Below are 24,676 nucleotides of genomic sequence, written 5' to 3'. Positions count from 1 at the left end.
CCGGCGGGGCCACAGGGCGCTCATCGGACCTGGCTGTCATCGCCAATGGCGTTGCCAGCAATGTCCCCGCCAGCCGCGACGCCGCCAGGCCCCGCCTGCACATCTACCGCTCCAGAATCGCCGGTGGCTGCCCCTGGTGATGCCGCCGGCGATGCTGATCCGTCCACGCGCGAGTTTCTTCCGATGGCGTTATTGGCGACGTTCCCACCAGCAGCGACACCGCGTTCGGCCTGCACCCGTCGACCACTCGACGAATCCCCCCGGCTCTGGCGGGCAAGCGCCAGCACGGAAACGACGAGGCCCACAGCGGCCAGGACCGCACCGATGATGCTGGCCGTCCGATCACCAGTATCCAGATCGACCACCGCGACGATCACCGCCAGCCCTACCGCAATGAGCCCAGCTGAAACAGCCGCCGTCCACACAGCCCCACGTGCTGCCCCCGACATGCCTGCCACGAACCCTCCCTAGCCAACCAGCTGCCGGGCAACACTGCTTTCAATCAGTGGTCGTCCCGTGCACCACTCGTAGAAACGGTAGCCGCAGGGTGAGTGGCCGGTCTCGTGATCGGGCGAGGTCGCACCGATACCAAGCCCACACCCGATCGGCCGATGAAGAGGCCCTTGCGCGCCCCGGTGCCACGCGACCCTGGTGATCCGGGGCTAGAACAAGACACTCGGCGACGACGGTCTGGACGACTGGCTGACGGGGGCCATGGACGCCACCGCCGAGCTCCCGCCCGAGTGACCTCGAACCCCGACTGAGCTCGGGGCCCCGTCTGCATGTCCGGTTTCCCGATTGCCGCATCGGCCAGCTCGAACAGGAGCCCTCCTTACCCGGACTCTCTTCAACCCCGCTGTCAGCTGCTTCCCCAACATCTACCTGACTGCGTGGTGGTCATCGCGCCGGCTCTGCTCTTCTCCGGCGTGAGAGCTCGCGGGAATCGGGCTGTTTGAGTGGCCAGGTCCAGCAACCCCAGCCGATCAGGACAGTGCGGTGGGTTTGCGGGGAGGTGGGACGGCGCGGAGGAGCTCCCACAGGGGGCGCGGGCCGCTGGCCCACTGGGCGAGGAGGTGGCGGTCGACGAGGTGGAGGCGCTGAGACTTGGCGAAGTCGAGGGCGGGCCGGGAGAAGCGGCCGTTGGTGAGCATGACGAGGACGTCCCCGCCGTGTATCTGGCGGCCGGTGCCGTTGAGGACCTGGAGGTCGGGGGTGCCGACCGCTGACCCCTGCCAGCCGGCCTTGCGGTGCTTGCACTGGATGACCCAGCGGCGGCCGTAGGGGTCGGTGGCTTTGACGTCCGCGCCGTTGTCGCCGCGTCCGCCGACCTTCTGGGCGTCGGCGCAGCCGTCGCGGTGCATGAGGTCCCGTACGGCGAACTCGAAGTCGTTGTGGTGGAGGCTGTCGAAGTGTTCGACGGCGTAGCGCAGGCCCTGGGCCCGGACCTGGTCCCATCGGGCGGCCTCCTGGCGTCGGCGCATCCACAGCGCGCCCGCGGCACCGGCTGCGAGGAGGCCGAGCACCAGGACCCAGGGGTGGGCGGCGAGCCACGACATCACCGCCACGATGAGGCTGAGGGCCACGAGGCCGACCAGGCCGATGAGCCACAGCTCCTCCGAGCCGGTGGCCTTCCGGCGCCGCGCTGTGCTGGTGCGCTTGCGCCTCTTGGCGGGTGGGCGGGGGCTCACCTGCTGTTCCCCGTGCTCGGGAAGACGATCGGATAGGAGACCGTCGGTATGGGTTGGGGCGCTGGGCGGTTTTCCCATGCCGGCCACTTGATCGGGTAGACCACCGTCGACTGCGGCCTGGGTAACTCCTGACCTGAGCCTGCTCCGGCCCCCGCTGATGTTGTTCCATTCCCGAAGACGACCACTCCGGCGACGATCAGGCCGAGCAGCGCGGTCTCCCGCCGGGCCCCGGCAGGGAGCCGGCCATGGCCTTTGACCCGAGTGCCGTCTGCCCGGAAGTACTCATTGATCCAGGGCACAGCTGTATCCCCCCACCAGTCGTGATGCGCCTCCCTGCGCACCGGATCCATGAAAGCACCCACCACTGACAACGCGTCACCTACTTGTCACCAGTCGTGATCATCTGCTGAGCCGGGGCCGGCCTGCCTGCGCTTTGGTGAGGAGCGCCTCCGGCGGCATTCGGAGGTGCAGGGGAGAGTGTCGCGTCATCGCCAACTTGGCCGCGCAAGCGGTGTGGTTGAGGGCTTGCTTCAGGGTTGCGAACAGGCGAATCTGGGCGCCCACGTGGCGCAGGTCACATGAAATGCGTCTCGTGATCCGAGACGACTCCGCGTCCGAGTGGTGCAAGTGGTGCAAGGAAGGCCCTTCGAGCAGGGCGTTTCTGCGAGTTGGGGCACGCGGAGGGCACGGCAAGGCTGGATAGGTCTAGACAACGACGAAGCCCCAGGTCTCTGACCTAGGGCTTTGCTATGGAGCGGATGACGGGAATCGAACCCGCGCTCTGAGCTTGGGAAGCTCATGTTCTACCATTAAACTACATCCGCATAGGTTTCCAGTTGCCTGGAACCTCATCGTGGCCCACTCTACCTCATGATCGACCCCCGGTGAATCAGCCGCAGGGTCGTTGTCGTCGAAGGGCTGCAGGAGGGGTGCTGGGGGCGGGAGTTGGGGCGTAGCTTATGGTTCGGAGCGGCGGCCGGCGTGGGCCTGGGTCATCCCCTAATGTGGCGATTCGTCGCAGTACGGCTCGTTGGGGAAAGGGACTCGATGGAGCACACCGTCGTCCGTTGTGCCGAAGGGCACGTTTTCAGCACCGCTTCCTTCCCGTTGCGGCAGCTCGGTGCCGCCCGGATCGGTCCGGGGCGGTTGTTGCGGTGCCCGCGGTGCGCGCGGCTGAGGCACGCCGTGCCCGTGGGCGGCGCGAAGCGGTAGCCGTCGGAGCGCAGTGATCAGGGCGCGCGGGCGCCGCTCTCGATTGGGGGTGGCCCGCGCGCTCTGCGTATCCTCGGGACGTGCTTCTCTCTGACAAAGACATCCGGGCCGAGATCGACAGCGGACGGGTTCGCATCGACCCGTTCGACGAGTCGATGGTGCAGCCCTCCAGCATCGATGTGCGTCTCGACCGGTTCTTCCGGGTCTTCGAGAACCACCGTTACGCCCACATCGACCCCGCCACCGAGCAGCCGGATCTGACCCGGATGGTCGAGCCGGAGGGCGACGAGGCGTTCATCCTCCACCCGGGCGAGTTCGTCCTCGCCTCGACCTACGAGGTCATCTCGCTGCCCGAGGACATCGCCTCCCGGCTGGAGGGCAAATCCAGCCTCGGCCGCTTGGGCCTGGTCACGCATTCGACCGCCGGCTTCATCGACCCGGGCTTCTCGGGCCACGTGACCCTGGAGCTGTCGAACCTCGCCACGCTCCCGATCAAGCTGTGGCCGGGGATGAAGATCGGCCAACTGTGCCTGTTCCGGCTCAGCTCGCCCGCCGAGTTCCCGTACGGCAGCGAGCGCTACGGATCGCGCTACCAGGGCCAGCGCGGCCCGACGGCGTCGCGCTCCTTCCAGAACTTCCACCGCACCCAGGTGAGGCACGAGGCATGAGCGAAGTACGGGAGAACCTGACCTACGACGGGTTCGGTCGCGCCGTGCGCGAGCTGGCGCAGACCATCGCCGAGGACGGCTACGAGCCCGACATCATCCTGAGCATCGCCCGCGGTGGCGTCTTCGTCGCCGGCGGACTGGCGTACGCGCTGGACTGCAAGAACATCCACCTCGTGAACGTGGAGTTCTACACGGGTGTCGGCACGACCCTGGAGATGCCGGTCATGCTGGCGCCGGTCCCCGAGGCGATCGACTTCACCGACAAGAAGGTGCTGATCGCCGACGACGTCGCCGACACCGGCAAGACGCTCAAGCTGGTGCACGACTTCTGCCTGGGCACGGTGGCGGAGGTCCGCTCGGCCGTCGTCTACGAGAAGTCGCACTCGCTCGTGAAGTGCGAGTACGTGTGGAAGAAGACCGACGAGTGGATCAACTTCCCCTGGTCGGTCGAGCCGCCCGTCGTCAAGCGCGAGGGTCAGGTCCTCGACGCCTGAGGTCCAGGATGACGGACGAACCGAAGGGGACCGGCGCGGATGTGGCGCCGGTCCCCTTCGGTTCGTCCGTAGGGCTCAGATCGTGCCGAGCTTGATGATCGACAGCAGGGCGACCAGCTGGATCGCGGACGCGCCCAGCGCCTTCGGCCAGGGCAGGTCGTGCGACTTGCTCATCAGCGAGGTGAACAGCGCGCCGGCGGCCAGCCAGGTGGCCCAGCCGAGGACCTGGACGACCATGTTGTCGCCGCCGAGGAAGACCGCGAACAGCAGGCGGGGCGCGTCGGTGATCGACATGACCAGCATCGACAGGCCCACGGTCGGCTGCCACGCGCCGTCGCCGCCCAGCTGACGGGCCAGGGTGTGGGTGACGCCGCCCAGGATCAGGCCGCAGATGACGAAGGCGACGCCGGTGCTGAGGACGATCGGGACGGCCTGGGAGAGGGTGGCCTTGATGGCGTCCTCGCGGGCCTTGTCGAAGCCGAAGACCGCGAGCATGCCGTAGAGGAAGGTCACGATCAGCGCCGGACCCCAGACGGGGTAGTCGCGCATGCGGAAGAACGTCGGGCCCGGCCGCATCACGATGCCGCGCAGGAGCTCCTTCCAGGGCAGCCGCGGACCGGCCGGGGCGGCCGGGGCCGAACCGGCCTGGTACGTCGCGCCCTGGTAGGGCGCGGCCTGGCCGTACGGGTCCTCACCGATCGAGAACGCCTGGGTGTAGCCCGGGTTGTCGGCGTACGAGGCCCCGTGCCCGGGCGGCTGCTGCGGGTACGCCTGCCCGTGCGGGTGCGGTTGACCGTACGGGTCGAAGTACTCGGGCTCGCCGTGGTCCCGGGCGCCGCCGGTGGCCTGCTGGGGCCACTGCTGCTGCGGAGGGGGGCCGGCGGGAGGGTAGGGCTGACGGCCGTACGGTGCCTGCGGCGCGCCAGGCGCCTGCTGCTGACCGTACGGCTGCTGCCGCGGGGCTTGCGGGGGTTGTTGCGGGGTGCGGTTGTTGTCCCGGCCGCGTCCGATCCTGAATCCAGCCACGTGATCGAAAGTACCTGGTCCGGCGGGCGGGGGTGCGCGGGCGGCCGGAACCGGCGTCCTTTGCGGCTGAGCTGTGACATCCCCTAGGGGAAGCCCCGGGGCCTCACGGGGGCCTCACGGGGGCCCGGCGGAAGCCGGAACGGCCGGCCCCCTGGTCGGGGACCGGCCGTTCCGATGCCGTTGTCGCGGCGTGGGTCTACGTGGGCTTACACGGGCCTACTTGGCGCCCTCGGGGGCGTCGGCCTTGGCCTCGGCGGCGGGAGCGGGAGATTCCGGTTCGGCGTCCGCGTCGGCGTCGGCCTTGGGGGCGGGCACCTCCGCCTTCGGCTCGGCGGCCGGCTCCACCTTGTTCGCCGCTGCCTCGGTGTCCGCCTTCGGCTCGGCACCGGCCTCGGTCTCGGCGTCGGTCGGCTCGACCTTCGCCCCGGCCTTCGGCTGGGCCTTCACCTCGGCGGCAGCCCCGGCTTCGGCCTTCGGCTCGGCGGCGGCCTCAGCCTCCGCCTCCGCAGCAGCCTCCGCCTTGGCTTCGGCCTCCGCCTCCGCCTCCGCAGCAGCCTTGGCTTCGGCTTCAGCCTTCGCGGCAGCCTCCGCCTTCGCCTTCGTTTCGGCCTCCGCCTTCATCTTGGCGGCAGCCTCGGCGGCCTCCGCCGCGGCAGCCGCGGCCGCTTCCTCCGCCTCGGCCAGGGCCAGCGCCTCCGCGTCGGGGCCCGGGGTCTTCACCGACTCCAGCAGCAGCTGCGCCACGTCCACCACCTGGACGGACTCCTTGGCCTGGCCCTCGTTCTTCTTGCCGTTCACCGAGTCGGTCAGCATCACCAGGCAGAACGGGCACGCCGTCGACACGATGTCCGGGTTCAGGGACAGGGCCTCGTCGACGCGCTCGTTGTTGATGCGCTTGCCGATCCGCTCCTCCATCCACATCCGCGCGCCACCCGCACCACAGCAGAAGCCCCGCTCCTTGTGGCGGTGCATCTCCTGCTGCCGCAGCCCCGGCACGGCCGACATGATCTCGCGCGGCGGCGTGTAGACCTTGTTGTGCCGACCCAGGTAGCAGGGGTCGTGGTACGTGATCAGCCCGTCGACCGGCGTCACCGGCGTCAGCCGGCCCTCGTCGATCAGGTGCTGGAGCAGCTGCGTGTGGTGGATGACCTCGTACTCGCCGCCCAGCTGCGGGTACTCGTTCGCGATGGTGTTGAAGCAGTGCGGGCAGGTCGAGACGATCCGCTTCGCCGACTTCGGCTTGCGCGTCGCGGGGTCCTCGTCGTCCTCGCCGAAGGCCATGTTCAGCATGGCCACGTTCTCCTGCGCGAGCTGCTGGAACAGCGGCTCGTTGCCCAGGCGGCGCGGCGAGTCACCGGTGCACTTCTCGTCCCCGCCCATGATCGCGAACTTGACGCCGGCGATGTTCAGCAGCTCGGCGAACGCCTTCGTGGTCTTCTTCGCCCGGTCCTCCAGCGCGCCGGCGCAGCCGACCCAGTAGAGGTAGTCGAACTCGGAGAGATCCTCCGCGTCCTTGCCGACGATCGGGACCTCGAAGTCGACCTCCTTGGTCCACTCCACCCGCTGCTTCTTGGCGAGGCCCCAGGGGTTGCCCTTCTTCTCCAGGTTCTTGAGCATCGTGCCCGCCTCCGACGGGAACGCGCTCTCGATCATCACCTGGTAGCGCCGCATGTCGACGATGTGGTCGATGTGCTCGATGTCGACCGGGCACTGCTCGACGCACGCGCCGCAGGTGGTGCAGGACCACAGCACGTCGGGGTCGATGACACCGTTCTCCTCGACCGTGCCGATCAGCGGACGCTCCGCCTCGGCCAGCGCGGAGGCGGGCACGTCCTTCAACTGCTCGGCGGTCGCCTTCTCGTTGCCCTCCATGTCCTTGCCGCCGCCCGCGAGCAGGTACGGCGCCTTGGCGTGCGCGTGGTCGCGCAGCGACATGATGAGGAGCTTCGGGGAGAGCGGCTTGCCCGTGTTCCAGGCGGGGCACTGCGACTGGCAACGCCCGCACTCGGTGCAGGTGGAGAAGTCGAGGATGCCCTTCCAGGAGAACTGCTCGACCTGGGAGACGCCGAAGACGTCGTCCTCGCCGGGCTCCTCGAAGTCGATCTCCTTGCCGCCGCTGGTCATCGGCTGGAGCGCGCCCAGCGCGGTCGCGCCGTCCGCGTTCCGCTTGAACCAGATGTTCGGGAAGGCGAGGAAGCGGTGCCAGGCGACACCCATGTTGGTGTTGAGGCCGACCGTGATGGCCCACGTCATGGTGACGCCGAGCTTGATCATGGCGGTCAGGTAGACCAGGTTCTGCAGGGTGCCGTAGCTCAGCCCCTTGAAGGCCGCCACCAGCGGGTACGAGGCCCAGTACGCGGCCTCGTAGTGCCCGACGCCGTGGATCGCGCCTTCCAGGCCGCGCAGGGTCATGATCGCGAGGCCGATGGTGAGGATGACGTACTCGACGAAGTACGCCTGGCCCGCCTTCGAGCCCGCGAAGCGCGACTTGCGGCCCGCCCGCGAGGGCAGGCTCGCCAGCCGGATGCCCATCAGGGTCAGGATGCCGAGGGTGGTGAACAGCGCGATGAACTCGGTGTAGAGCTCGTAGGGCAGCCAGCCGCCGAGGACCGGCAGCACCCAGTCGGCCTTGAACAGTTGGCCGTAGGCGGTGACGATCGTCAGGCCGAGGGTCAGGAAGCCGACGGCGACGAACCAGTGGGCGACGCCGATGACGCCCCACCGGTTCATCCGGGTGTGGCCGACGAACTCCTTGGCCAGCGTGAGGCTGCGGGCCGTCGGGTCGTCCGTGCGGCTGCCCGCCGGAACCGGCTGGCCCAGCTTCACGAAGCGGTAGATCTGCGCCACGGCTCGGGCGATGAGCGCGACGCCGATCACGGTCAGGACCAGCGACACGATGATCGCGGCGAGTTGCATGGGACGGCTCCTCGGGCGGGACTTACTAAGCGGTAACTTATTGAGTCAAGGCTTGAGGTTACCCAGTTCCCGCGCCGCAATGTAGGTGGGCGTGCGGTGATCTGTGTCGCTCAGGCATGCCTGTGTCGGTAGGTGGCCCGGGGGGTCCGCGCGAGGATCGCCAGATCCATTCCCAGCCAGTGACTCTCCACATAGTGCCGGTCCAGCAGGGCCATCTCTTCCCAGGGCAGGTCGGAGCGGGCGCTCACTTGCCACAATCCGGTCATACCGGGCCGTACGTGCAGCCTATCGGCCCTGTCCACGCCCGCTTCGGGGCGCGGGCCGACCAGCGACATCTCGCCCCGCAGCACGTTGAGCAGCTGGGGTAGCGCGTCCAGCGCGCACCGTTCGACGAACTCGCCCGCCCGGCCGGCGTTCTCCGTCCGCAGCCGCCAGGTCCGGAACGGCCGCCCGCCCAGCCCGGCCGCCGGCTCCCGTACGAGGACCCCCGCGCCCGGCGTCCCGCGCCGCCCGGCCCCCGCCACCACCCCGGCCGCGTAGAGCAGTCCGACGGCGGACAGGAGCGGGACGGCGAACACCACGGCCAGCAGCAGCGCGCCGAGGAGGTCGAGCACCCGCTTCGCCGAGAGGTCCGGCCGCGGCGGCGACCAGGCGGGACACCGGAGCGCGGGGAGTGTGAAGGGCTGCAGCGGCATGCAGGCACCGTGCCGCACGGCCCCCACCGGCCCGGGTCGGCGCGCGGCGGGCGTCGCCCGCTCGGCCCCGCAGCGCGGGGCGGAACCCGCTGGTTGAGCGTAAGGATGGCGTAAGAGTTGAGTCGACTCGGCTCACCTCTGTTGACGCGGCCGGAGGGTTCCTGCATCCTTGAGTCTGTTCCACTCAAGTCAGCTGGAGGAATCAAAATGGCACGTGCGGTCGGCATCGACCTGGGCACCACTAACTCCGTCGTCAGCGTTCTGGAAGGCGGCGAGCCCACCGTCATCACCAACGCCGAGGGCGCCAGGACCACGCCGTCCGTCGTCGCCTTCGCCAAGAACGGCGAGGTCCTCGTCGGCGAGGTCGCCAAGCGCCAGGCGGTCACGAACGTGGACCGTACGATCCGCTCGGTCAAGCGCCACATGGGCACCGACTGGAAGATCAACCTGGACGGCAAGGACTTCAACCCGCAGCAGATGAGCGCCTTCATCCTGCAGAAGCTGAAGCGCGACGCCGAGGCGTACCTGGGCGAGAAGGTCACGGACGCGGTCATCACCGTCCCGGCCTACTTCAACGACTCCGAGCGTCAGGCGACGAAGGAGGCCGGTGAGATCGCGGGCCTCAACGTCCTGCGCATCGTCAACGAGCCGACGGCCGCCGCCCTGGCCTACGGCCTCGACAAGGACGACCAGACCATTCTCGTCTTCGACCTCGGTGGCGGCACCTTCGACGTGTCCCTCCTTGAGATCGGCGACGGCGTCGTCGAGGTCAAGGCCACCAACGGTGACAACCACCTCGGTGGTGACGACTGGGACCAGCGCGTCGTCGACTACCTCGTGAAGCAGTTCCAGAACGGCCACGGCGTCGACCTGTCCAAGGACAAGATGGCGCTCCAGCGTCTGCGCGAGGCGGCCGAGAAGGCGAAGATCGAGCTGTCCTCCTCCACGGAGACCTCGATCAACCTGCCCTACATCACGGCTTCCGCCGAGGGCCCGCTACACCTGGACGAGAAGCTCACCCGCGCCCAGTTCCAGCAGCTGACCGCGGACCTGCTCGACCGCTGCAAGACCCCGTTCCACAACGTCATCAAGGACGCCGGCATCCAGCTGTCCGAGATCGACCACGTGGTCCTGGTCGGCGGCTCCACCCGCATGCCGGCCGTCGCCGAGCTCGTCAAGGAGCTCACCGGCGGTCAGGACGCCAACAAGGGCGTCAACCCGGACGAGGTCGTCGCCATCGGCGCCACCCTCCAGGCCGGTGTGCTCAAGGGTGAGGTCAAGGACGTCCTGCTCCTCGACGTGACCCCGCTGTCCCTCGGCATCGAGACCAAGGGCGGCATCATGACCAAGCTCATCGAGCGCAACACGACCATCCCGACCAAGCGGTCGGAGATCTTCACGACGGCCGAGGACAACCAGCCGTCGGTGCAGATCCAGGTCTACCAGGGCGAGCGCGAGATCGCGGCGTACAACAAGAAGCTCGGCATGTTCGAGCTGACCGGTCTGCCGCCGGCCCCGCGCGGTGTCCCGCAGATCGAGGTCTCCTTCGACATCGACGCCAACGGCATCATGCACGTCACGGCGAAGGACCTCGGCACGGGCAAGGAGCAGAAGATGACCGTCACCGGCGGCTCTTCGCTCGGCAAGGACGAGGTCGACCGCATGCGCCAGGAGGCGGAGCAGTACGCGGACGAGGACCTGCGCCGCAAGGAGGCCGCGGAGACGCGCAACCAGGCCGAGCAGCTCGTGTACCAGACGGAGAAGTTCGTCAAGGACAACGAGGACAAGGTCCCGGGCGACGTCAAGTCCGAGGTCGAGGCGGCCGTCGCCGAGCTGAAGGAGAAGCTCAAGGGCGAGGACACCGCTGAGATCCGTACGGCGACGGAGAAGGTCGCGGCGGTCAGCCAGAAGCTCGGCCAGGCGATCTACGCCGACGCGCAGGCGGCCCAGGCCGCCGGCGGCGCGGCCGACGCCGGCCAGGCCAAGGCCGACGACGACGTCGTCGACGCCGAGATCGTGGACGACGAGAAGCCGAAGGGTGGCGCTGCCTGATGTCGGAGGAGACGCCGGGTTTCGACGAGAAGCCTGAAGTCCCCACCGGCGCCGGCGCGGACGACGCGGCAGCCGAGCCGAAGGCCGCCGACTCCTCCAAGGAGGACGAGGCGGCCCCGGCCGGGGACGCAGCAGCCGAGGCCCTCGGCAAGGAGACGGCCCTCGTGGCGCAGCTGGACCAGGCCCGTACCGCGCTCGGCGAGCGCACCGCGGACCTCCAGCGGCTCCAGGCTGAGTACCAGAACTACCGCCGTCGGGTGGAGCGGGACCGGATCGCCGTCAAGGAGATCGCGGTCGCGTCGCTGCTGACGGAACTGCTCCCGACGCTGGACGACATCGGCCGGGCCCGGGAGCACGGCGAACTGGTCGGCGGCTTCAAGTCGGTGGCCGAATCGCTGGAGACGGCCGCCGCCAAGATGGGGTTGCAGCAGTTCGGCAAGGAGGGCGAGCCCTTCGACCCGACGGTCCACGAGGCCCTGATGCACTCGTACGCGCCGGACGTCACCGAGACGACCTGCGTCGCGATCCTGCAGCCGGGCTACCGGATCGGCGAGCGCACCATCCGTCCCGCTCGGGTCGCGGTGGCCGAGCCCCAGCCGGGCGCGGCCCCCGCCGCGAAGTCCGAGTCCGCGGACGGCGACACGCCGTCTGACAAGGACACGGATGCCCCGGACAAGGGCTGACGTCGAACATGTAGGTGCACGAGAGGAGGGCCACCGAGGATGAGCACGAAGGACTTCGTCGAGAAGGACTACTACAAGGTCCTCGGTGTCCCCAAGGACGCCACCGAGGCCGAGATCAAGAAGGCGTACCGGAAGCTCGCCCGCGAGTTCCACCCGGACGCCAACAAGGGCGACGCCTCGGCCGAGGAGCGCTTCAAGGAGATCTCCGAGGCGAACGACATCCTCGGGGACGCCAAGAAGCGCAAGGAGTACGACGACGCCCGCGCCCTGTTCGGCAACGGGGGCTTCCGCCCCGGTCCGGGCGGCGCCGGCGGCTCGTTCAACTTCGACCTCGGTGACCTCTTCGGCGGCGCCCAGCCGGGCGGCGGCGCTGGCGGCGGCTTCGGCGGCGGCCTCGGGGACGTCTTCGGCGGCCTGTTCAACCGCGGCGGCGCGGGCCCCGGTGCGGGCACCCGCACCCAGCCCCGCCGCGGCCAGGACATCGAGTCGGAGGTCACCCTCTCCTTCACGGAGGCGGTGGACGGGGCCACGGTCCCGCTCAGGATGTCCTCGCAGGCCCCCTGCAAGGCGTGTTCGGGCACCGGCGACAAGAACGGCACCCCCCGGGTGTGCCCGACCTGCGTCGGTACCGGCCAGGTCTCGCGGGGCAGCGGCGGCGGCTTCTCGCTGACCGACCCCTGTGCGGACTGCAAAGGTCGCGGCCTGATCGCCGAGACCCCGTGTGACGTCTGCAAGGGCAGCGGCCGGGCCCGTAGTTCCCGCACCATGCAGGTCCGGATCCCGGCGGGCGTCTCCGACGGCCAGCGGATCCGGCTGCGCGGCAAGGGCGCTCCGGGCGAGCGCGGCGGTCCCGCCGGTGACCTGTACGTGGTCGTCCACGTCGGCAGCCACCCCGTGTTCGGTCGCAAGGACGACAACCTGACGGTGACCGTCCCGGTGACGTTCGCGGAGGCGGCCCTCGGCGCCGAGATCAAGGTGCCGACGTTGAACGGTCCTTCGGTCACCCTGAAACTGCCGCCGGGCACGCCGGGCGGCCGTACGATGCGCGCCCGGGGCAAGGGCGCGGTCCGCAAGGACGGCACCCGCGGCGACCTGCTGGTGACGGTCGAGGTGGCCGTCCCTGCGGAGCTGTCCGACAAGGCCCGTGAGGCGTTGGAGATGTACCGCGACGCGACCGGGTCCGAGGACCCGCGCGCCGCCCTGTTCGAGTCCGCGAAGGGAGCATGAGATGGACGGCCGCCGCAAGAACCCGTACCAACTGACCGATGAGACACCGGTCTACGTGATCTCGGTGGCCGCCCAGCTCTCGGGTCTGCATCCGCAGACCCTGCGCCAGTACGACCGTCTCGGCCTGGTCTCACCTGACCGGACGGCCGGGCGCGGGCGTCGATATTCGGCCAGAGACATCGAGTTGCTCCGCACGGTGCAGGCGCTGTCCCAGGACGAGGGCATCAACCTCGCGGGGATCAAGCGGATCATCGAGCTGGAGAACCAGGTCGCGGCCTTGCAGCAGCGCGTGGCCGAACTGTCCACGGCTGTGGACGGGGCCGCCGCCACCCTGCGGGCGAGGGAGGCGCAGGTGCACGCCTCGTACCGGCGGGACCTGGTCCCGTACCAGCCGCCGCAGCCGGGCAACGCGCTGGTCGTGTGGCGCCCCAAGCGCGCGAAGGACTGACCGGGAAACCGATCGCGGCAGGACGTGTGGACCCCGCCCGGGGAGACCGGGCGGGGTCCCGCGCGTTACGGCGTCGGACGCGCGGGCGGCAGCGGCGGTGCCGCGCTGTGCAGGATGCCCGACTGCGCGATCAGGAAGCCGAGTTGCGCCCGGCTGCCGCTGCCCAGCACGGTCGCCAGCTTCGCGATGTGCGCGCGGCAGGTGCGTACGTTCATCCCCAGCCGGCGCGCGATCGCCTCGTCCACGTGCCCCTCGATGAGCAGTTGGGCGATGGAGCGCTGCACGCCGGAGATGCCGTCCGGCGTGTGCGTGTAGGGCACCTCGTCGCCCAAGGGGACGGCCCGGCGCCAGAGCTGTTCGAAGACCTTGATGAGGTAGTCGACGAGCCCGGGGTGCCGCAGCTCCAGCGCCACCCGGCGGTCGTCGCTCGCGGGGATGAACGCCACCGTGCGGTCGAAGATCATGAGCCGCTCGATGAGTTCCTCCAGCGTGCGGATCTCCACCTTGCCCGTGGAGACGCGGTCCACGTAGGCGAGCGTGCCCTGGCTGTGCCGCACGGTGTGCTGGTAGAGCGTACGGATGCTCACCCCGCGGTCGATGAGCGGCGCGGCGCGCTCCAAAGCCTCGCTGAGGATGAAGGTGGGCCGGGCGCCGCCCGGCTGGACGGTCAGGGCCTCGGTGTGGCACTCGGCGGTGGCGAGGTCGAGGGCGGCGTTGATCTGGTCGATTCCCTCCAACACGGTGATGGCGTGGGTGTTGGCGGGGCTTTGGGCGCTGATGGCGAGGAACGGCTCGAATGCATCGGTGAGATCTACAGCAGTGCGTCTGCGGTCCTGGATCTCGCGTTCGATGGGGTGCAGTCGTTGGGCGAGCGCGACGGACGGGGGAACCGCGCGGAGCTGGTTCGCGTCATCCGGGTCGGGTCGCAGCAGAGCGAATTCGAGCAGGCAGGGGGCGTTCCGCACCTCGCCGCGGGCGACGCGGCCGGTGCTCAGGGCAGCCGCGTACAGCCGTGCTCCTTCGGCGCACATCTCCGTGACGGAGTGGGGATGTGTCGGGTTTGTCTCGCTTCTTACCAAATCTCCACCCCCCAGGGTCCTGAACATGTAAGAACATGATGCATCGTCCCTGTGGCACTGACGTGCCTGAATAAGCCATCGTCTGTCACTGCGGGGGAGAGGATTCCATCAAGTGAGGACGAAGCCGACCATGTATAAGAGAATGCTTCGCTCGGCGCTTGCCGTTGTTTTCTCCGCCGTTGCGGTCTTCGGGGCAGTCGTCGCCGTCAACGGGGACGCGGGAAGCGTTCAGGCCAGTGCCGGTACGCGCGTCGAGTCGGTAGGCAAGCACGATCTCGGCTGGAACACGGCTCCGCAGGACCTGGGCTGGAACACGGCTCCCTTGGACCTAGGCTGGAACAGCGCGCCTGCGCAGGTCTCCCAGTGACCCCCGACGACCGGGACTTCCGACGCGAGATGGCTTCGGCGTACCGGTCGGGGTGGCAGTTCATCGATCTCGCCACGGCCATCCCCCACGCCGGCGATTCGCTGATGGTCACCCTGTTCGGCCAGCCGATCGTCGTCGTACGAGAAGAGGACGAAGACGTCCGGGCCTACCGCTGTCTGCGCCGCCCCCGGGGCGCACCGCAGCCCGTCCGCTGTGAGGTGCGGTACGGAATGGTCTTCGTCAACCTCGACCAGCGGGACCACCAGCTGTTCGAGCCTGAGATCACCGCCGCCACCCCCCGAAGTGCCTGAAGCGATTCCCCCTCGTTGCACATCGCTCAGGTGCTACCCCCACACAACGGCGCCATCGTGGACCTGACCACGATGGCGCCGTTGTGATGTCCGGGCGCGCGCGGCCCCGCCGTCGCCGGCCCGGCCGTCGCCGGCCCGTGTGCGCCGTGGCGCGTCAGGCGCGGCCCATCGCCCGGTCCAGGGTGATCTCCAGGACGACCCGGTCCGGGTTGGGCGAGGGCGTCCGCCCGTACCGCCGCGCGTAGCGCTCCACCGCGTCCGCCACCGACGCCTCGTCCGTGCGGATCGTCGCGCGCCCCTCCAGGGTGGCCCAGCGTCGGCCCTCCATCTGGCACACCGCGACCCGCGCGACGCCGTCGGGCGCCGCCAGGACGTTGCGGACCTTCTTGCTGTGCTTGTTGCTGATCACCCTGGCCAGTCCTGCCTCGGGGTCGTACGTCACGCCCACCGGCACCACGTGCGGGGTGCCGTCCGGGCGGTGCGTGGTGAGCGTGCAGACGTGCCGTTCCTGCCAGAAGGCGAGGTATTCGGGCGTCGGGTGGAGTACGTCGTGGGCCATGGGCGAAGCGTACGTTCGGGGCCGGGCCGCACCTCGGCCGGTCGGCTCTTGAAAACCATCTTGAGTGGAATAGACTCAACTTTGTGCACGCTGTACCTGTCACGCCGGACGTCATGCGGGACATGACGATCCGAACCTGCCACGGAGAGGAGAGCGGCGGTGGACGCCGAGCTGACGAACAAGAGCCGGGACGCGCTGAACGCGGCCACCAGCAGGGCCGTGAAGGACGGGCACCCGGACCTGACCCCCGCGCACCTGCTGCTGGCTCTGCTCGCAGGCGAGGACAACGAGAACCTCATCGACCTGCTCGCCGCGACCGGGGCCGACCAGGCCGCCGTGCGCACCGGAGTCGAACGGCTGCTGGCCGCCCTGCCCAGCGTCACGGGCTCCACCGTCGCGCCCCCGCAGCCCACGCGTGAGCTGCTCGCCGTACTCGCCGAGGCCGACGCCGAGGCGGGCAAGCTCGGCGACGAGTACCTCTCCACCGAACACCTCCTCATCGCCCTCGCCGCCAGGGGCGGCGCGGCCGGCGAGGTCCTGACCGCCCAGGGTGCGACGGCGCGCAAGCTGCTGGACGCCTTCGAGAACGCACGAGGGGGGCGCCGGGTGACCACTCCCGACCCCGAGGGCCAGTACAAGGCCCTGGAGAAGTTCGGCACCGATTTCACGGCGGCCGCCCGCGAGGGCAAGCTCGACCCCGTCATCGGCCGCGACCAGGAGATCCGCCGCGTCGTCCAGGTGCTCTCCCGCCGCACGAAGAACAACCCGGTGCTCATCGGCGAACCCGGCGTCGGCAAGACGGCCGTGGTCGAAGGCCTCGCCCAGCGCATCGTCAAGGGCGACGTACCCGAGTCCCTGAAGAACAAGCGGCTCGTCGCCCTCGACCTCGGCGCGATGGTCGCGGGCGCGAAGTACCGCGGCGAGTTCGAGGAACGGCTCAAGACCGTCCTCGCCGAGATCAAGTCCAGTGACGGTCAGATCATCACCTTCATCGACGAGCTGCACACGGTCGTGGGCGCGGGCGCGGGCGGCGATTCGGCCATGGACGCGGGCAACATGCTCAAGCCCATGCTCGCCCGCGGCGAGCTGCGCATGGTCGGCGCGACCACGCTCGACGAGTACCGCGAGCGGATCGAGAAGGACCCGGCGCTGGAGCGCCGCTTCCAGCAGGTGCTGGTGGCGGAGCCGACCGTCGAGGACACCATCGCCATCCTGCGCGGCCTCAAGGGCCGCTACGAGGCCCACCACAAGGTCGCCATCAACGACAGCGCCCTCGTCGCCGCGGCCACCCTCTCGGACCGCTACATCACCTCCCGGTTCCTCCCGGACAAGGCCATCGACCTGGTGGACGAGGCCGCATCCCGGCTCCGCATGGAGATCGACTCCTCGCCCGTCGAGATCGACGAGCTCCAGCGCTCCGTCGACCGGTTGCGCATGGAGGAGCTGGCGCTCAAGAACGAGTCCGACCCCGCCTCCGTCGAGCGCCTGGAGAAGATCCGCAAGGACCTCGCGGACCGGGAGGAGGAGCTGCGCGGCCTGACCGCGCGCTGGGAGAAGGAGAAGCAGTCCCTCAACCGGGTCGGCGAACTGAAGGAACGCCTGGACGACCTGCGCGGCCAGGCCGAGCGCGCCCAGCGCGACGGCGACTTCGACGCGGCGTCCAAGCTGCTCTACGGGGAGATCCCCGCCCTGGAGCGCGAGCTGGCCGAGGCCACGGAGGCCGAGGCCGAGGCGTCCCAGGCCGGGCCCTCCAAGGACGCCATGGTCAAGGACGAGGTCGGCCCGGACGACATCGCGGACGTGGTGGGCGCCTGGACGGGCATCCCCTCGGGCCGTCTGCTCGAAGGCGAGACGCAGAAGCTGCTGCGCATGGAGGCCGGGCTGGGCCGTCGGCTGATCGGCCAGGAGGAGGCCGTACGGGCCGTCTCCGACGCCGTGCGGCGCACCCGGGCGGGCATCGCCGACCCGGACCGACCGACGGGCTCGTTCCTCTTCCTGGGGCCGACGGGCGTGGGCAAGACGGAGCTGGCCAAGGCGCTCGCGGACTTCCTGTTCGACGACGAGCGGGCGATGGTCCGCATCGACATGTCCGAGTACGGCGAGAAGCACTCCGTGGCCCGGCTGGTCGGGGCGCCGCCCGGCTACGTCGGCTACGAGGAGGGCGGCCAGCTCACCGAGGCCGTGCGCCGGCGCCCCTACTCGGTCGTCCTGCTGGACGAGGTGGAGAAGGCCCACCCCGAGGTCTTCGACATCCTGCTCCAGGTCCTGGACGACGGCCGCCTCACCGACGGCCAGGGGCGCACGGTGGACTTCCGCAACACCATCCTGATCCTGACCTCGAACCTGGGGTCCCAATTCCTGATGGACCCGCTGGCCTCGCCGGAGGACAAGAAGGCCAAGGTCCTCGAAATGGTGCGGGCCTCCTTCAAGCCGGAGTTCCTCAACCGCCTGGACGACCTGGTGGTCTTCTCGGCGCTGAGCCGCGACGAGCTGGCCCACATCGCCGAGCTCCAGATCGGCCGCCTCGCCAAGCGGCTGGCGGACCGCCGGCTGACCCTGGACGTCACCCCGGAGGCCCTGGCCTGGCTGGCGGACAAGGGCAACGACCCGGCGTACGGCGCCCGACCGCTGCGCCGTCTGATCCAGACGGCCGTCGGCGACCGCCTCGCCAAGGAGATCCTGGCGGGCGAGGTCCGCGAGGGCGACACCGTACGCGTGGACGTGGCGGGCGAGGACCTGCTGGTCGGCAAGGCGCTGTGACACCGGACGGGCCCCGGGCTAGGGGCCCCGGTCCCTGCCCGTCCTTACCGGAGCCCTACTCGTGTCCGCCCGGAGCGGATCGGGCGTGCGGGGCTGGACACGGGGTGGGACCGATGGGGGAGGATGACACTATCCGCACGAAGGGAAGTACACGGTGAGCATCGACCCGGCCTCGATTCCGAACTTCGGAGGGCAGCAGCCCGATCCGCAGGCCACAGGACCGGCGGGCCCCGTCGTCCCCGACCAGGATCTGGTCAAGCAGCTGCTGGAGCAGATGGAGCTCAAGTACGTCGTCGACGACGAGGGTGACCTCGCGGCGCCGTGGGAGGAGTTCCGCACGTACTTCATGTTCCGCGGCGACGGCGAGCAGCAGGTCTTCTCGGTGCGGACCTTCTACGACCGTCCGCACGGCATCGAAGACAAGCCGCAGCTGCTGGAGACGATCGACGACTGGAACCGCCGCACCCTGTGGCCGAAGGTCTACAGCCACACGCACGACGACGGCTCCGTCCGCCTGATCGGCGAAGCGCAGATGCTGGTGGGTACCGGCGTCAACCTGGAGCACTTCGTGTCCTCCACCGTCAGCTGGGTCCGGGCCTCGATCGAGTTCGACAAGTGGCTCGTCGAGCAGCTCGGCCTGGAGCAGGACGCCGACTCCGCCGACGGCGGGGACGACAAGGGCGACGAGGAGAACTGACCCGTCACAGTGGTACCCGCGCCACCAGGAGCAGGTACACCCCATAGCCGTACGAGAGCCCGGCCAGCCCCGCGATCACCACGACCGCGGTGCGGGGCCGGGCTTTGGCCATCACGGCCGCGGGCGCCAGCAGCAGCGGGAACGCGGGCAGCAGGAAGCGCGGCTTCGACTCGAAGAAGCCGCCCCCGCCGTAGGTGATCAGCATCAGCACGCCGGTGTACGCGAGCAGCGCCATCGGGGCCCGGTCCAGCAGCAGCGGCACCGCCAGCAGAGCCGCCACGACCAGCACCGCCACGGTGAAGGTGGTCGCGAACGGTACGGGGCCGCCGGTCAGCACCTTCTCGGCGTCGCGCAGTGTGCCCACGCCGAAGTCGAAGCGGGACCCCCAGCGCCGCTGGACGGTGAAGTACCCGTCGAGGGGATGCCCCGTGCGGGCCCCCACCGCCAGGACGTACGCCGCCCAGCCCGCCGGGGCCAGCAGCGCGGCCGTCCACACCTCGGGCGCCCGCCGGCCGCGTACCGCCAGCGCGTGCAGGGCCGTGAGGGACACCGCGGCGGCGACGGCGATCCCGGTGGGCCGGGTCAGCCCGGCGAGGACCGCCAGCGCGGTCGCCCAGAGCCAGCGCTCCCGCAACACCGCGTACAGGGCCCAGGCGGCCAGCGCGGCCAGCAGTGCCTCGGTGTAGCCGGCGCTCAGCACCACGGCGTGCGGCAGCACGGCCCACAGGGCGACCAGCAGCACCCCGCCCCGGGCCCCCAGCAGCCGCTCCCCGACCCGGTACACCCCGAGGGCGGCTCCGGCCGCGGCGGTCCACGCCACCGCCAGCGCGGCCAGGGCGCCGCCGCCCGCGAGGCGCACCAGGGCCGGGTAGAGCGGGAAGAACGCGTAGTCGCTCTGGATGGAGCCGTCCGCCCACATCTGGGTCCGGCCGTACCCGTGGGCGGCGATGCCGAGGTACCAGACGGAGTCCCAGGATCCGCCGAGGACCCGGGCGGGGTCCCGCCCGGCCCACCAGGCGCCGGCGGTGATGATCAGCACCCCGGCCCCGCGCACGGCGGCGAACACGCCGAGCGCGAGGAGGGCGGGCGACGGGCCGTCGGTGCGTGTCCGGGGCGCGTGCGGGGACAGCGTCGGACCCGTCGAAACCGCAGCCATGTCTCCCGGTCTTCCCGCCGGCGCTTCCGGCGCGTTCGCGTGCGTCAGCCTCGCTCCGGCGCCGATGACCCCGGAGCCCGCGGTGGAAGGGGCTCCCGGCCGGCCTCCCCACGACGGGCCAACCCTACGAGGCAGGCCCCCGCGCCGATTCCCGGCCGACACCCGCCGAAACCGCCGTTTCCCCAGGTGAAGCCCCCGAGCGGGGCTCCCGCGCGGAAGTCTTTCGGGGGACCCCGCCGCGCCCGTTCGGGTGCCTCCCCCGCCGGCGCCCTACAGCCGGCCGAGCCGGGCGACGGCTTCCCGGAGCCCCGATCCCGCAGTTCGGCGGCAGTTCCTCCGTGCGCCCCGTCAGACCACCAACCGCTTGAGGCGGGTCACCGCCTCTTCCAACACACCCTCCCGCTTGCAGAAGGCCCAGCGGACCTGGGTGGCGCCGGCGGACCGGTCGTCGTAGAAGACCTGGTTGGGGATGGCGACCACGCCGCAGCGCGTCGGCAGGGCGCGGCAGAAGGCGAGGCCGTCCTTCTCGCCGAGGGGGGTGATGTCGGTGGTGATGAAGTACGTGCCTTGGGGGCGGAACACCTCGAAGCCCGCCGCCGCGAGCCCGTCGGCGAGGAGGTCGCGCTTGGCGAGGTGGTCCGCGCGGAGGTTCTCGTAGAACGTGTCCGGCAGGGCCAGGGCCTCGGCGATCGCATGCTGGAAGGGGCCCGAGGAGACATACGTCAGGAACTGCTTCGTCGAGCGGACGGCGGCGACCAGCGCGGGCGGTGCGGTGACCCAGCCGACCTTCCAGCCGGTGAAGGAGAACGTCTTGCCGGCCGAGGAGATGGTGACCGTGCGCTCGCGCATGCCGGGCAGGGAGGCGAGCGGGGTGTGCGATCCCTCGAAGACGAGGTGCTCGTAGACCTCGTCGGTGACGACCAGCAGGTCCCGCTCGATCGCCAGTTCGGCGACGGCCGCCAGCTCCGCCGGGGTCAGGACCGTGCCCGTGGGGTTGTGCGGGGTGTTCAGCAGGAGCAGCCGGGTGCGGGGGGTGACGGCGGCGCGCAGGGCGTCCGCGTCCAGGCGGAAGTCGGGGGCGCGCAGTGTCAGCGGGACGCGGACGGCGCCGGCCATGGCGATGCAGGCGGCGTAGGAGTCGTAGTAGGGCTCCAGGGCGATGACCTCGTCACCCGGTTCGAGCAGGGCCAGCAGGGCGGCCGCGATGGCCTCCGTGGCGCCCGCCGTGACCAGGACCTCCGTATCGGGGTCGTACGTCAGCCCGTAGAAGCGCCGCTGGTGCTCGGTGATCGCGAGCCGCAGTTCCGGGACGCCGGGGCCCGGCGGGTACTGGTTGCCCCTGCCGTCCCGGATCGCGCGTACGGCCGCCTCGGCGATCTCCGCCGGACCGTCGGTGTCGGGGAAACCCTGGCCGAGGTTGATCGACCCGGTGGCGGTGGCCAGGGCCGACATCTCCGCGAAGATCGTCGTGCCGAAGTCCGCCAGCCGGCGGTTCAGGAAGGGGCGGCTGCCGCCCGCGGGTGCGCTCATGGCGGCCATCCTGCGGGGAACCTCTGGAGTTGCTCAAGTGTGCTTTGGCGCGAGTGGCCCGCGGGCATCTCCCCCGCACACGGGACACGGGGGTCCCGTACCCCGGGTGTCCGGGGGTTCGGAGAGGGGCGGGACATGGTTCTTGCCGTAGTGCTCTTGGGTGTCGTCTTCGTCGGGATCGTCGTCGCGGTGGCCGTCAAGGCCGCGGGCGGGGGGAGCGGCGGCAGCGGCGGTGGAAGTGGCAGCAGTTGGTGGGCCGCGAGCGGCTCCGACGGGTCTTCGGGCGGGTGCTCCGGCGGCTCGTCCTGCGGGTCCTCGTCGTCGTGCGGTTCCTCGGGCGGTTCCTCCTGCGGTGGCGGCGGATGCGGATCCAGTTGAGGATCGGTACGGCCGGTACCGCGTAAACGGGACGCCCAGCGGGGACAACTTCCTTTGGGCGTCCCCTTGTTAGCACCTCGTCAACTCCTCGACAGCGCCACGTCAACACCCTGCCGGTACCGCATCCGCCTTCGCGTTACGACGTACGGGCGGCATGTGGTTGAACACGTGAACCGGGTAGCCCCCGGGGGGATGTAAACCCCGTCAAGTTGGGTAAAAACGCTGTGAGTGCCGTGCCTTTCATGATTCCCTCGGTTGAGTAGACCAGTCCTCGGACCTCCCTGGACTTCCTGTGGACCCGTGCCGGTGTCCCCCCACCCGTTGACCAACCGCTGGCGGTCCCCGGCCCACCTCCCTCGCGCGTTTGCGGAGCCGACTCATGCTCACGACCCTCCAGACCACCTATACCGACACGCGTGCCGCCGATCTCGCCTGGGCCCTGGGACGGGACCGGCTGCCCGCCCTCGCCGTACTGAACCTCCAGCTCGCGGGCGCGAAAGTGGAGTTGCGCCTGCTCGGCGCCTCCCACCAGGTGCTCATGGAGGAAGGCGACGTGCTCTGCTCGGAGACGGTCGCCTGCATGCCCGGCAGCAGCACCCCGCTGCCGCTGGGAGTGGCCGAGCGGGTGGGCGACTGGGAGTACGAATTCGCCGCGCGCGTCGAGACGCTCTCGCGCGGCTCGTTCGCCGGGCGCGCCCAGGAACTGCTCGCGCTGGTCGCGGATCACCCGAACGGACTCGCCGGAACCTTTCCCGGCAGCCCGCACGCCTTCACCGCCCTGCTGGCGCAGCGCCACGAGGGTCAGGTGCGGTGGCGGACCTGGCACGCGTACCCGCAGGAGGGCCAGTTGGTCGCCACCCGCACACGGGTGGGGGTACGGATGGGCGCGGGCTCGGGGCCCCCCGAGGCGGTGGCCGTGGCGTCGCTGTGAGGGGGTGCGGGGCCGGCTCGCGATTACTCCGATCGGCTGGATCGGCGCTCCACTTGCACCCATGTGAGTGACGGGTTGCGAGCGGTCGGTGACGTACGGTTCGCCTCATGATCGACCGTTCCGTACCGCGCCGGGTGCTGCCGGCTCCGGGGCCGCGGGGCGTGGCGACCGTCCCGGCCGCCCTGCCCGTACGGCCCCGGACCGGGCGACTCCTCGTGCTGGCCACCGTCTTCGTCTGCGCCGCCTGCGGTCTCGTCTACGAACTGGAGCTGCTCGCGCTGGGCTCCTACCTCATCGGGGACTCCGTCACCCAGGCGTCGGTGGTGCTGTCCGTCATGGTCTTCGCCATGGGCGTCGGCTCCCTGCTCGCCAAACGGCTCCGCAGCCGGCCCGCCTTCGGCTTCGCCGCCGTCGAAGCGGCCCTCGCCCTGCTCGGCGGGCTCTCGGCGATGGCCCTGTACGCGAGTTTCGCCTGGCTGGGGGAGTCGAGGCCCGCGCTCGTCGCCTTCTCGTTCTCCATCGGCGTGCTCATCGGCGCCGAGATCCCGCTCCTGATGGTGCTGATCCAGCGCATCCACCGGCAGGACGCGGGCGGCGCCGTCGCGGACCTGTTCGCCGCCGACTACGTGGGCGCCCTCGTCGGCGGGCTCGCGTTCCCCTTCCTGCTCCTGCCGGTGCTCGGCCAGCTCAGCGGCGCGGTGCTCACCGGCAGCGTCAACGCCGCCGTCGGCGGCGGGCTCGTCCTGTGGCTGTTCCGCCGCGACCTCAGCCGCCGCTGCCGGTGGCTGCTGATCGCCACGAACGTGACCGTCCTCGCCGTCCTCGCCTCCGCGGCCCTCCTGTCCGACGACTTCGAGCGGATCGCGCGTGCCGCCGTCTACGGCGGCAACGTGCGGGTCGCCGTACAGACCGACGTGCAGGAGCTGGTGCTGACCGGACCGGCCACCGGGTCACCGCGCTCGCTCGACCTGTACCTCGACGGGCGGCTGCGGGTCAGCGGCTACGACGAGTACCGCTACCACGAAGCCCTCGTCCACCCCGCCATGGCCGGCCCGCATGCCCGGGTCCTGGTCCTGGGCGGCGGGGACGGGCTCGCCGCCCGTGAGGTGCTGCGCTACCCCGACGTCGCCTCCGTGACCGTCGTCGAGCTCGACCCGGGAGTGGTCCGGCTCGCCCGTACCGACCCGATGCTGTCCGAGCTGAACGGCGCGGCGTACGAGGACCCCCGCCTCGGCGTCGTCACGCAGGACGCCTTCAACTGGCTGCGGGGCCCGGCCGCCCGGGACCGCTTCGACGTCATCGTCTCCGACCTGCCCGATCCGGGCATCACGCCCAGCACGAAGCTGTACTCGCAGGAGTTCTACGGGCTGGCCGCCCGCGCCCTGCGCCCCGGCGGCCGGATCGCGGTGCACGCGGGGCCGTTGGCCACCCGGCCGCGCACCTACTGGACGGTCGACGCCACCTTGCGCGCGGCCGGTCTGCGGACCACGCCGTACAGCGCGGGCGGCCGTCTCTCCGGCTTCACCGCCGGCCCCGACCGCGCGCAGGGCGGCACCGGCGCCCGACCGCAGGACTGGGGCTTCGTGCTCGCCGCGCGGGACGCCGCGCCGCGGCTGCGGGTCGACCGCGACACGCCGGGGCTGCGCTCGGTGTCCACCCCGGCCCTCCAGGACGCGGCCCGGGAGGCGGAACGCACCCGGGTGCCGGGCCTGCCGCCGTCGACGCTCCCGCACCCGAGGTACACGTAGGGCCCGGGTCGGCGCAGGACCGGGTACAGGAACCGGTCTCGTCGGTAGGCT

General features: G+C 70.5%; 20 protein-coding genes, 1 tRNA gene and 1 pseudogene. 12 read left to right on the top strand and 10 right to left on the bottom strand.

Annotation, left to right across the window (positions count from 1 at the left end):
* Window positions 1-20: 20 nt before the first annotated feature.
* The 3 genes from ABZ934_RS29285 to ABZ934_RS29275 form a co-directional block, all read right to left on the bottom strand.
* Window positions 21-377 (bottom strand): hypothetical protein, encoded by a 357-nt coding sequence (locus ABZ934_RS29285; protein WP_361318844.1) that lies wholly within the window; start codon window positions 375-377, stop codon window positions 21-23.
* A gap of 606 nt (window positions 378-983) precedes the next feature.
* Window positions 984-1,688: a restriction endonuclease gene (locus tag ABZ934_RS29280; protein WP_361318842.1), complete on the bottom strand. Its 705-nt coding sequence runs from the start codon at window positions 1,686-1,688 to the stop codon at window positions 984-986.
* 750 nt (window positions 1,689-2,438) lie between these two features.
* Window positions 2,439-2,512, bottom strand: a tRNA-Gly gene (locus tag ABZ934_RS29275).
* Between the two features lie 468 nt (window positions 2,513-2,980).
* Here ABZ934_RS29275 and dcd point away from each other — a divergent pair.
* A complete protein-coding gene (dcd, locus tag ABZ934_RS29270) occupies window positions 2,981-3,568 on the top strand; it encodes a dCTP deaminase (protein WP_136210083.1) in 588 nt (195 codons plus the stop codon).
* Window positions 3,565-4,062, top strand: coding sequence for a phosphoribosyltransferase (locus tag ABZ934_RS29265; RefSeq protein WP_361318840.1), 498 nt, complete (start codon window positions 3,565-3,567; stop codon window positions 4,060-4,062). The genes dcd and ABZ934_RS29265 overlap by 4 nt, the downstream gene beginning before the upstream one ends.
* A gap of 75 nt (window positions 4,063-4,137) precedes the next feature.
* Here the strand turns inward: ABZ934_RS29265 and ABZ934_RS29260 are convergent, their stop codons facing one another.
* The 3 genes and pseudogenes from ABZ934_RS29260 to ABZ934_RS29250 form a co-directional block, all read right to left on the bottom strand.
* Window positions 4,138-5,088 carry a Yip1 family protein gene (locus tag ABZ934_RS29260; RefSeq protein ID WP_361318838.1) on the bottom strand — a complete coding sequence of 317 codons (951 nt, stop codon included), beginning with the start codon at window positions 5,086-5,088 and terminating at the stop codon, window positions 4,138-4,140.
* A gap of 708 nt (window positions 5,089-5,796) precedes the next feature.
* A pseudogene (locus ABZ934_RS29255) lies at window positions 5,797-8,004 on the bottom strand ((Fe-S)-binding protein); the annotation flags it as partial.
* A gap of 110 nt (window positions 8,005-8,114) precedes the next feature.
* Complete coding sequence (locus ABZ934_RS29250) at window positions 8,115-8,699, bottom strand: sugar transferase (protein ID WP_361318836.1); 585 nt, start codon at window positions 8,697-8,699, stop codon at window positions 8,115-8,117.
* A gap of 207 nt (window positions 8,700-8,906) precedes the next feature.
* On the opposite strand from ABZ934_RS29250, the gene dnaK reads away from it, so the two are divergent.
* Genes dnaK through ABZ934_RS29230 form a run of 4 tightly spaced genes read left to right on the top strand, consistent with a single transcriptional unit; the run spans window position 8,907 to window position 13,109 of the window.
* A complete protein-coding gene (dnaK, locus tag ABZ934_RS29245; RefSeq protein ID WP_361318834.1) occupies window positions 8,907-10,751 on the top strand; it encodes a molecular chaperone DnaK in 1,845 nt (614 codons plus the stop codon).
* The gene (gene grpE, locus ABZ934_RS29240; RefSeq protein WP_361318832.1) at window positions 10,751-11,434 is read left to right on the top strand and encodes a nucleotide exchange factor GrpE; all 684 of its coding nucleotides are present in this window, start codon (window positions 10,751-10,753) and stop codon (window positions 11,432-11,434) included. The genes dnaK and grpE overlap by 1 nt, the downstream gene beginning before the upstream one ends.
* A gap of 39 nt (window positions 11,435-11,473) precedes the next feature.
* Window positions 11,474-12,661: a molecular chaperone DnaJ gene (gene dnaJ, locus ABZ934_RS29235; RefSeq protein ID WP_361318830.1), complete on the top strand. Its 1,188-nt coding sequence runs from the start codon at window positions 11,474-11,476 to the stop codon at window positions 12,659-12,661.
* A 1-nt stretch (window position 12,662) separates the two neighbouring features.
* Window positions 12,663-13,109: a helix-turn-helix domain-containing protein gene (locus ABZ934_RS29230; RefSeq protein ID WP_361318828.1), complete on the top strand. Its 447-nt coding sequence runs from the start codon at window positions 12,663-12,665 to the stop codon at window positions 13,107-13,109.
* 65 nt (window positions 13,110-13,174) lie between these two features.
* Here the strand turns inward: ABZ934_RS29230 and ABZ934_RS29225 are convergent, their stop codons facing one another.
* Window positions 13,175-14,215 carry a helix-turn-helix transcriptional regulator gene (locus tag ABZ934_RS29225; protein ID WP_361318826.1) on the bottom strand — a complete coding sequence of 347 codons (1,041 nt, stop codon included), beginning with the start codon at window positions 14,213-14,215 and terminating at the stop codon, window positions 13,175-13,177.
* Window positions 14,216-14,584: 369 nt separating this feature from the next.
* On the opposite strand from ABZ934_RS29225, the gene ABZ934_RS29220 reads away from it, so the two are divergent.
* Entirely contained in the window at window positions 14,585-14,866 is a 282-nt protein-coding gene (locus tag ABZ934_RS29220) for a (2Fe-2S)-binding protein (RefSeq protein WP_361318886.1), read from the top strand.
* Between the two features lie 154 nt (window positions 14,867-15,020).
* On the opposite strand, the gene ABZ934_RS29215 is transcribed toward ABZ934_RS29220, so the two are convergent.
* On the bottom strand, window positions 15,021-15,425 hold the full coding sequence (locus tag ABZ934_RS29215) for a TIGR03618 family F420-dependent PPOX class oxidoreductase (protein WP_361318824.1): 405 nt from the start codon (window positions 15,423-15,425) through the stop codon (window positions 15,021-15,023).
* 159 nt (window positions 15,426-15,584) lie between these two features.
* Between ABZ934_RS29215 and clpB the strand changes: the two genes are divergently transcribed.
* A complete protein-coding gene (clpB, locus tag ABZ934_RS29210) occupies window positions 15,585-18,185 on the top strand; it encodes an ATP-dependent chaperone ClpB (RefSeq protein ID WP_361318822.1) in 2,601 nt (866 codons plus the stop codon).
* A 154-nt stretch (window positions 18,186-18,339) separates the two neighbouring features.
* Complete coding sequence (locus ABZ934_RS29205; RefSeq protein ID WP_136210059.1) at window positions 18,340-18,882, top strand: YbjN domain-containing protein; 543 nt, start codon at window positions 18,340-18,342, stop codon at window positions 18,880-18,882.
* Window positions 18,883-18,886: 4 nt separating this feature from the next.
* On the opposite strand, the gene ABZ934_RS29200 is transcribed toward ABZ934_RS29205, so the two are convergent.
* Both ABZ934_RS29200 and ABZ934_RS29195 read right to left on the bottom strand, forming a co-directional pair.
* The gene (locus tag ABZ934_RS29200; RefSeq protein ID WP_361318820.1) at window positions 18,887-20,038 is read right to left on the bottom strand and encodes a hypothetical protein; all 1,152 of its coding nucleotides are present in this window, start codon (window positions 20,036-20,038) and stop codon (window positions 18,887-18,889) included.
* Window positions 20,039-20,386: 348 nt separating this feature from the next.
* Window positions 20,387-21,577: a pyridoxal phosphate-dependent aminotransferase gene (locus ABZ934_RS29195; RefSeq protein ID WP_361318818.1), complete on the bottom strand. Its 1,191-nt coding sequence runs from the start codon at window positions 21,575-21,577 to the stop codon at window positions 20,387-20,389.
* Window positions 21,578-21,816: 239 nt separating this feature from the next.
* Between ABZ934_RS29195 and ABZ934_RS29190 the strand changes: the two genes are divergently transcribed.
* From ABZ934_RS29190 to ABZ934_RS29180, 3 genes are all read left to right on the top strand, one after another.
* Entirely contained in the window at window positions 21,817-21,972 is a 156-nt protein-coding gene (locus ABZ934_RS29190; protein WP_361318816.1) for a hypothetical protein, read from the top strand.
* Window positions 21,973-22,325: 353 nt separating this feature from the next.
* Window positions 22,326-22,877: a DUF2617 family protein gene (locus ABZ934_RS29185; protein ID WP_361318814.1), complete on the top strand. Its 552-nt coding sequence runs from the start codon at window positions 22,326-22,328 to the stop codon at window positions 22,875-22,877.
* A 107-nt stretch (window positions 22,878-22,984) separates the two neighbouring features.
* Window positions 22,985-24,625 carry a polyamine aminopropyltransferase gene (locus ABZ934_RS29180; RefSeq protein WP_361318812.1) on the top strand — a complete coding sequence of 547 codons (1,641 nt, stop codon included), beginning with the start codon at window positions 22,985-22,987 and terminating at the stop codon, window positions 24,623-24,625.
* Window positions 24,626-24,676 lie beyond the last annotated feature (51 nt).

It is taken from the genome of Streptomyces sp. NPDC046557 (assembly GCF_040645975.1).
Classification (GTDB): domain Bacteria; phylum Actinomycetota; class Actinomycetes; order Streptomycetales; family Streptomycetaceae; genus Streptomyces.
This window is presented reverse-complemented; position numbering and strand designations above follow the sequence as displayed.

Bases quoted from the DNA above. Each gene is read 5' to 3' on its own strand.
- ABZ934_RS29265 (WP_361318840.1), top strand. From the start codon at position 3,565: ATGAGCGAAGTACGGGAGAACCTGACCTACGACGGGTTCGGTCGCGCC.
- ABZ934_RS29250 (WP_361318836.1), bottom strand. From the start codon at position 8,699: ATGCCGCTGCAGCCCTTCACACTCCCCGCGCTCCGGTGTCCCGCCTGG.
- dnaK (WP_361318834.1), top strand. From the start codon at position 8,907: ATGGCACGTGCGGTCGGCATCGACCTGGGCACCACTAACTCCGTCGTC.
- grpE (WP_361318832.1), top strand. From the start codon at position 10,751: ATGTCGGAGGAGACGCCGGGTTTCGACGAGAAGCCTGAAGTCCCCACC.
- dnaJ (WP_361318830.1), top strand. From the start codon at position 11,474: ATGAGCACGAAGGACTTCGTCGAGAAGGACTACTACAAGGTCCTCGGT.
- ABZ934_RS29230 (WP_361318828.1), top strand. From the start codon at position 12,663: ATGGACGGCCGCCGCAAGAACCCGTACCAACTGACCGATGAGACACCG.
- ABZ934_RS29225 (WP_361318826.1), bottom strand. From the start codon at position 14,215: ATGTTCAGGACCCTGGGGGGTGGAGATTTGGTAAGAAGCGAGACAAAC.
- ABZ934_RS29220 (WP_361318886.1), top strand. From the start codon at position 14,585: ATGGCTTCGGCGTACCGGTCGGGGTGGCAGTTCATCGATCTCGCCACG.
- ABZ934_RS29215 (WP_361318824.1), bottom strand. From the start codon at position 15,425: ATGGCCCACGACGTACTCCACCCGACGCCCGAATACCTCGCCTTCTGG.
- ABZ934_RS29200 (WP_361318820.1), bottom strand. From the start codon at position 20,038: ATGGCTGCGGTTTCGACGGGTCCGACGCTGTCCCCGCACGCGCCCCGG.
- ABZ934_RS29195 (WP_361318818.1), bottom strand. From the start codon at position 21,577: ATGGCCGCCATGAGCGCACCCGCGGGCGGCAGCCGCCCCTTCCTGAAC.
- ABZ934_RS29185 (WP_361318814.1), top strand. From the start codon at position 22,326: ATGCTCACGACCCTCCAGACCACCTATACCGACACGCGTGCCGCCGAT.
- ABZ934_RS29180 (WP_361318812.1), top strand. From the start codon at position 22,985: ATGATCGACCGTTCCGTACCGCGCCGGGTGCTGCCGGCTCCGGGGCCG.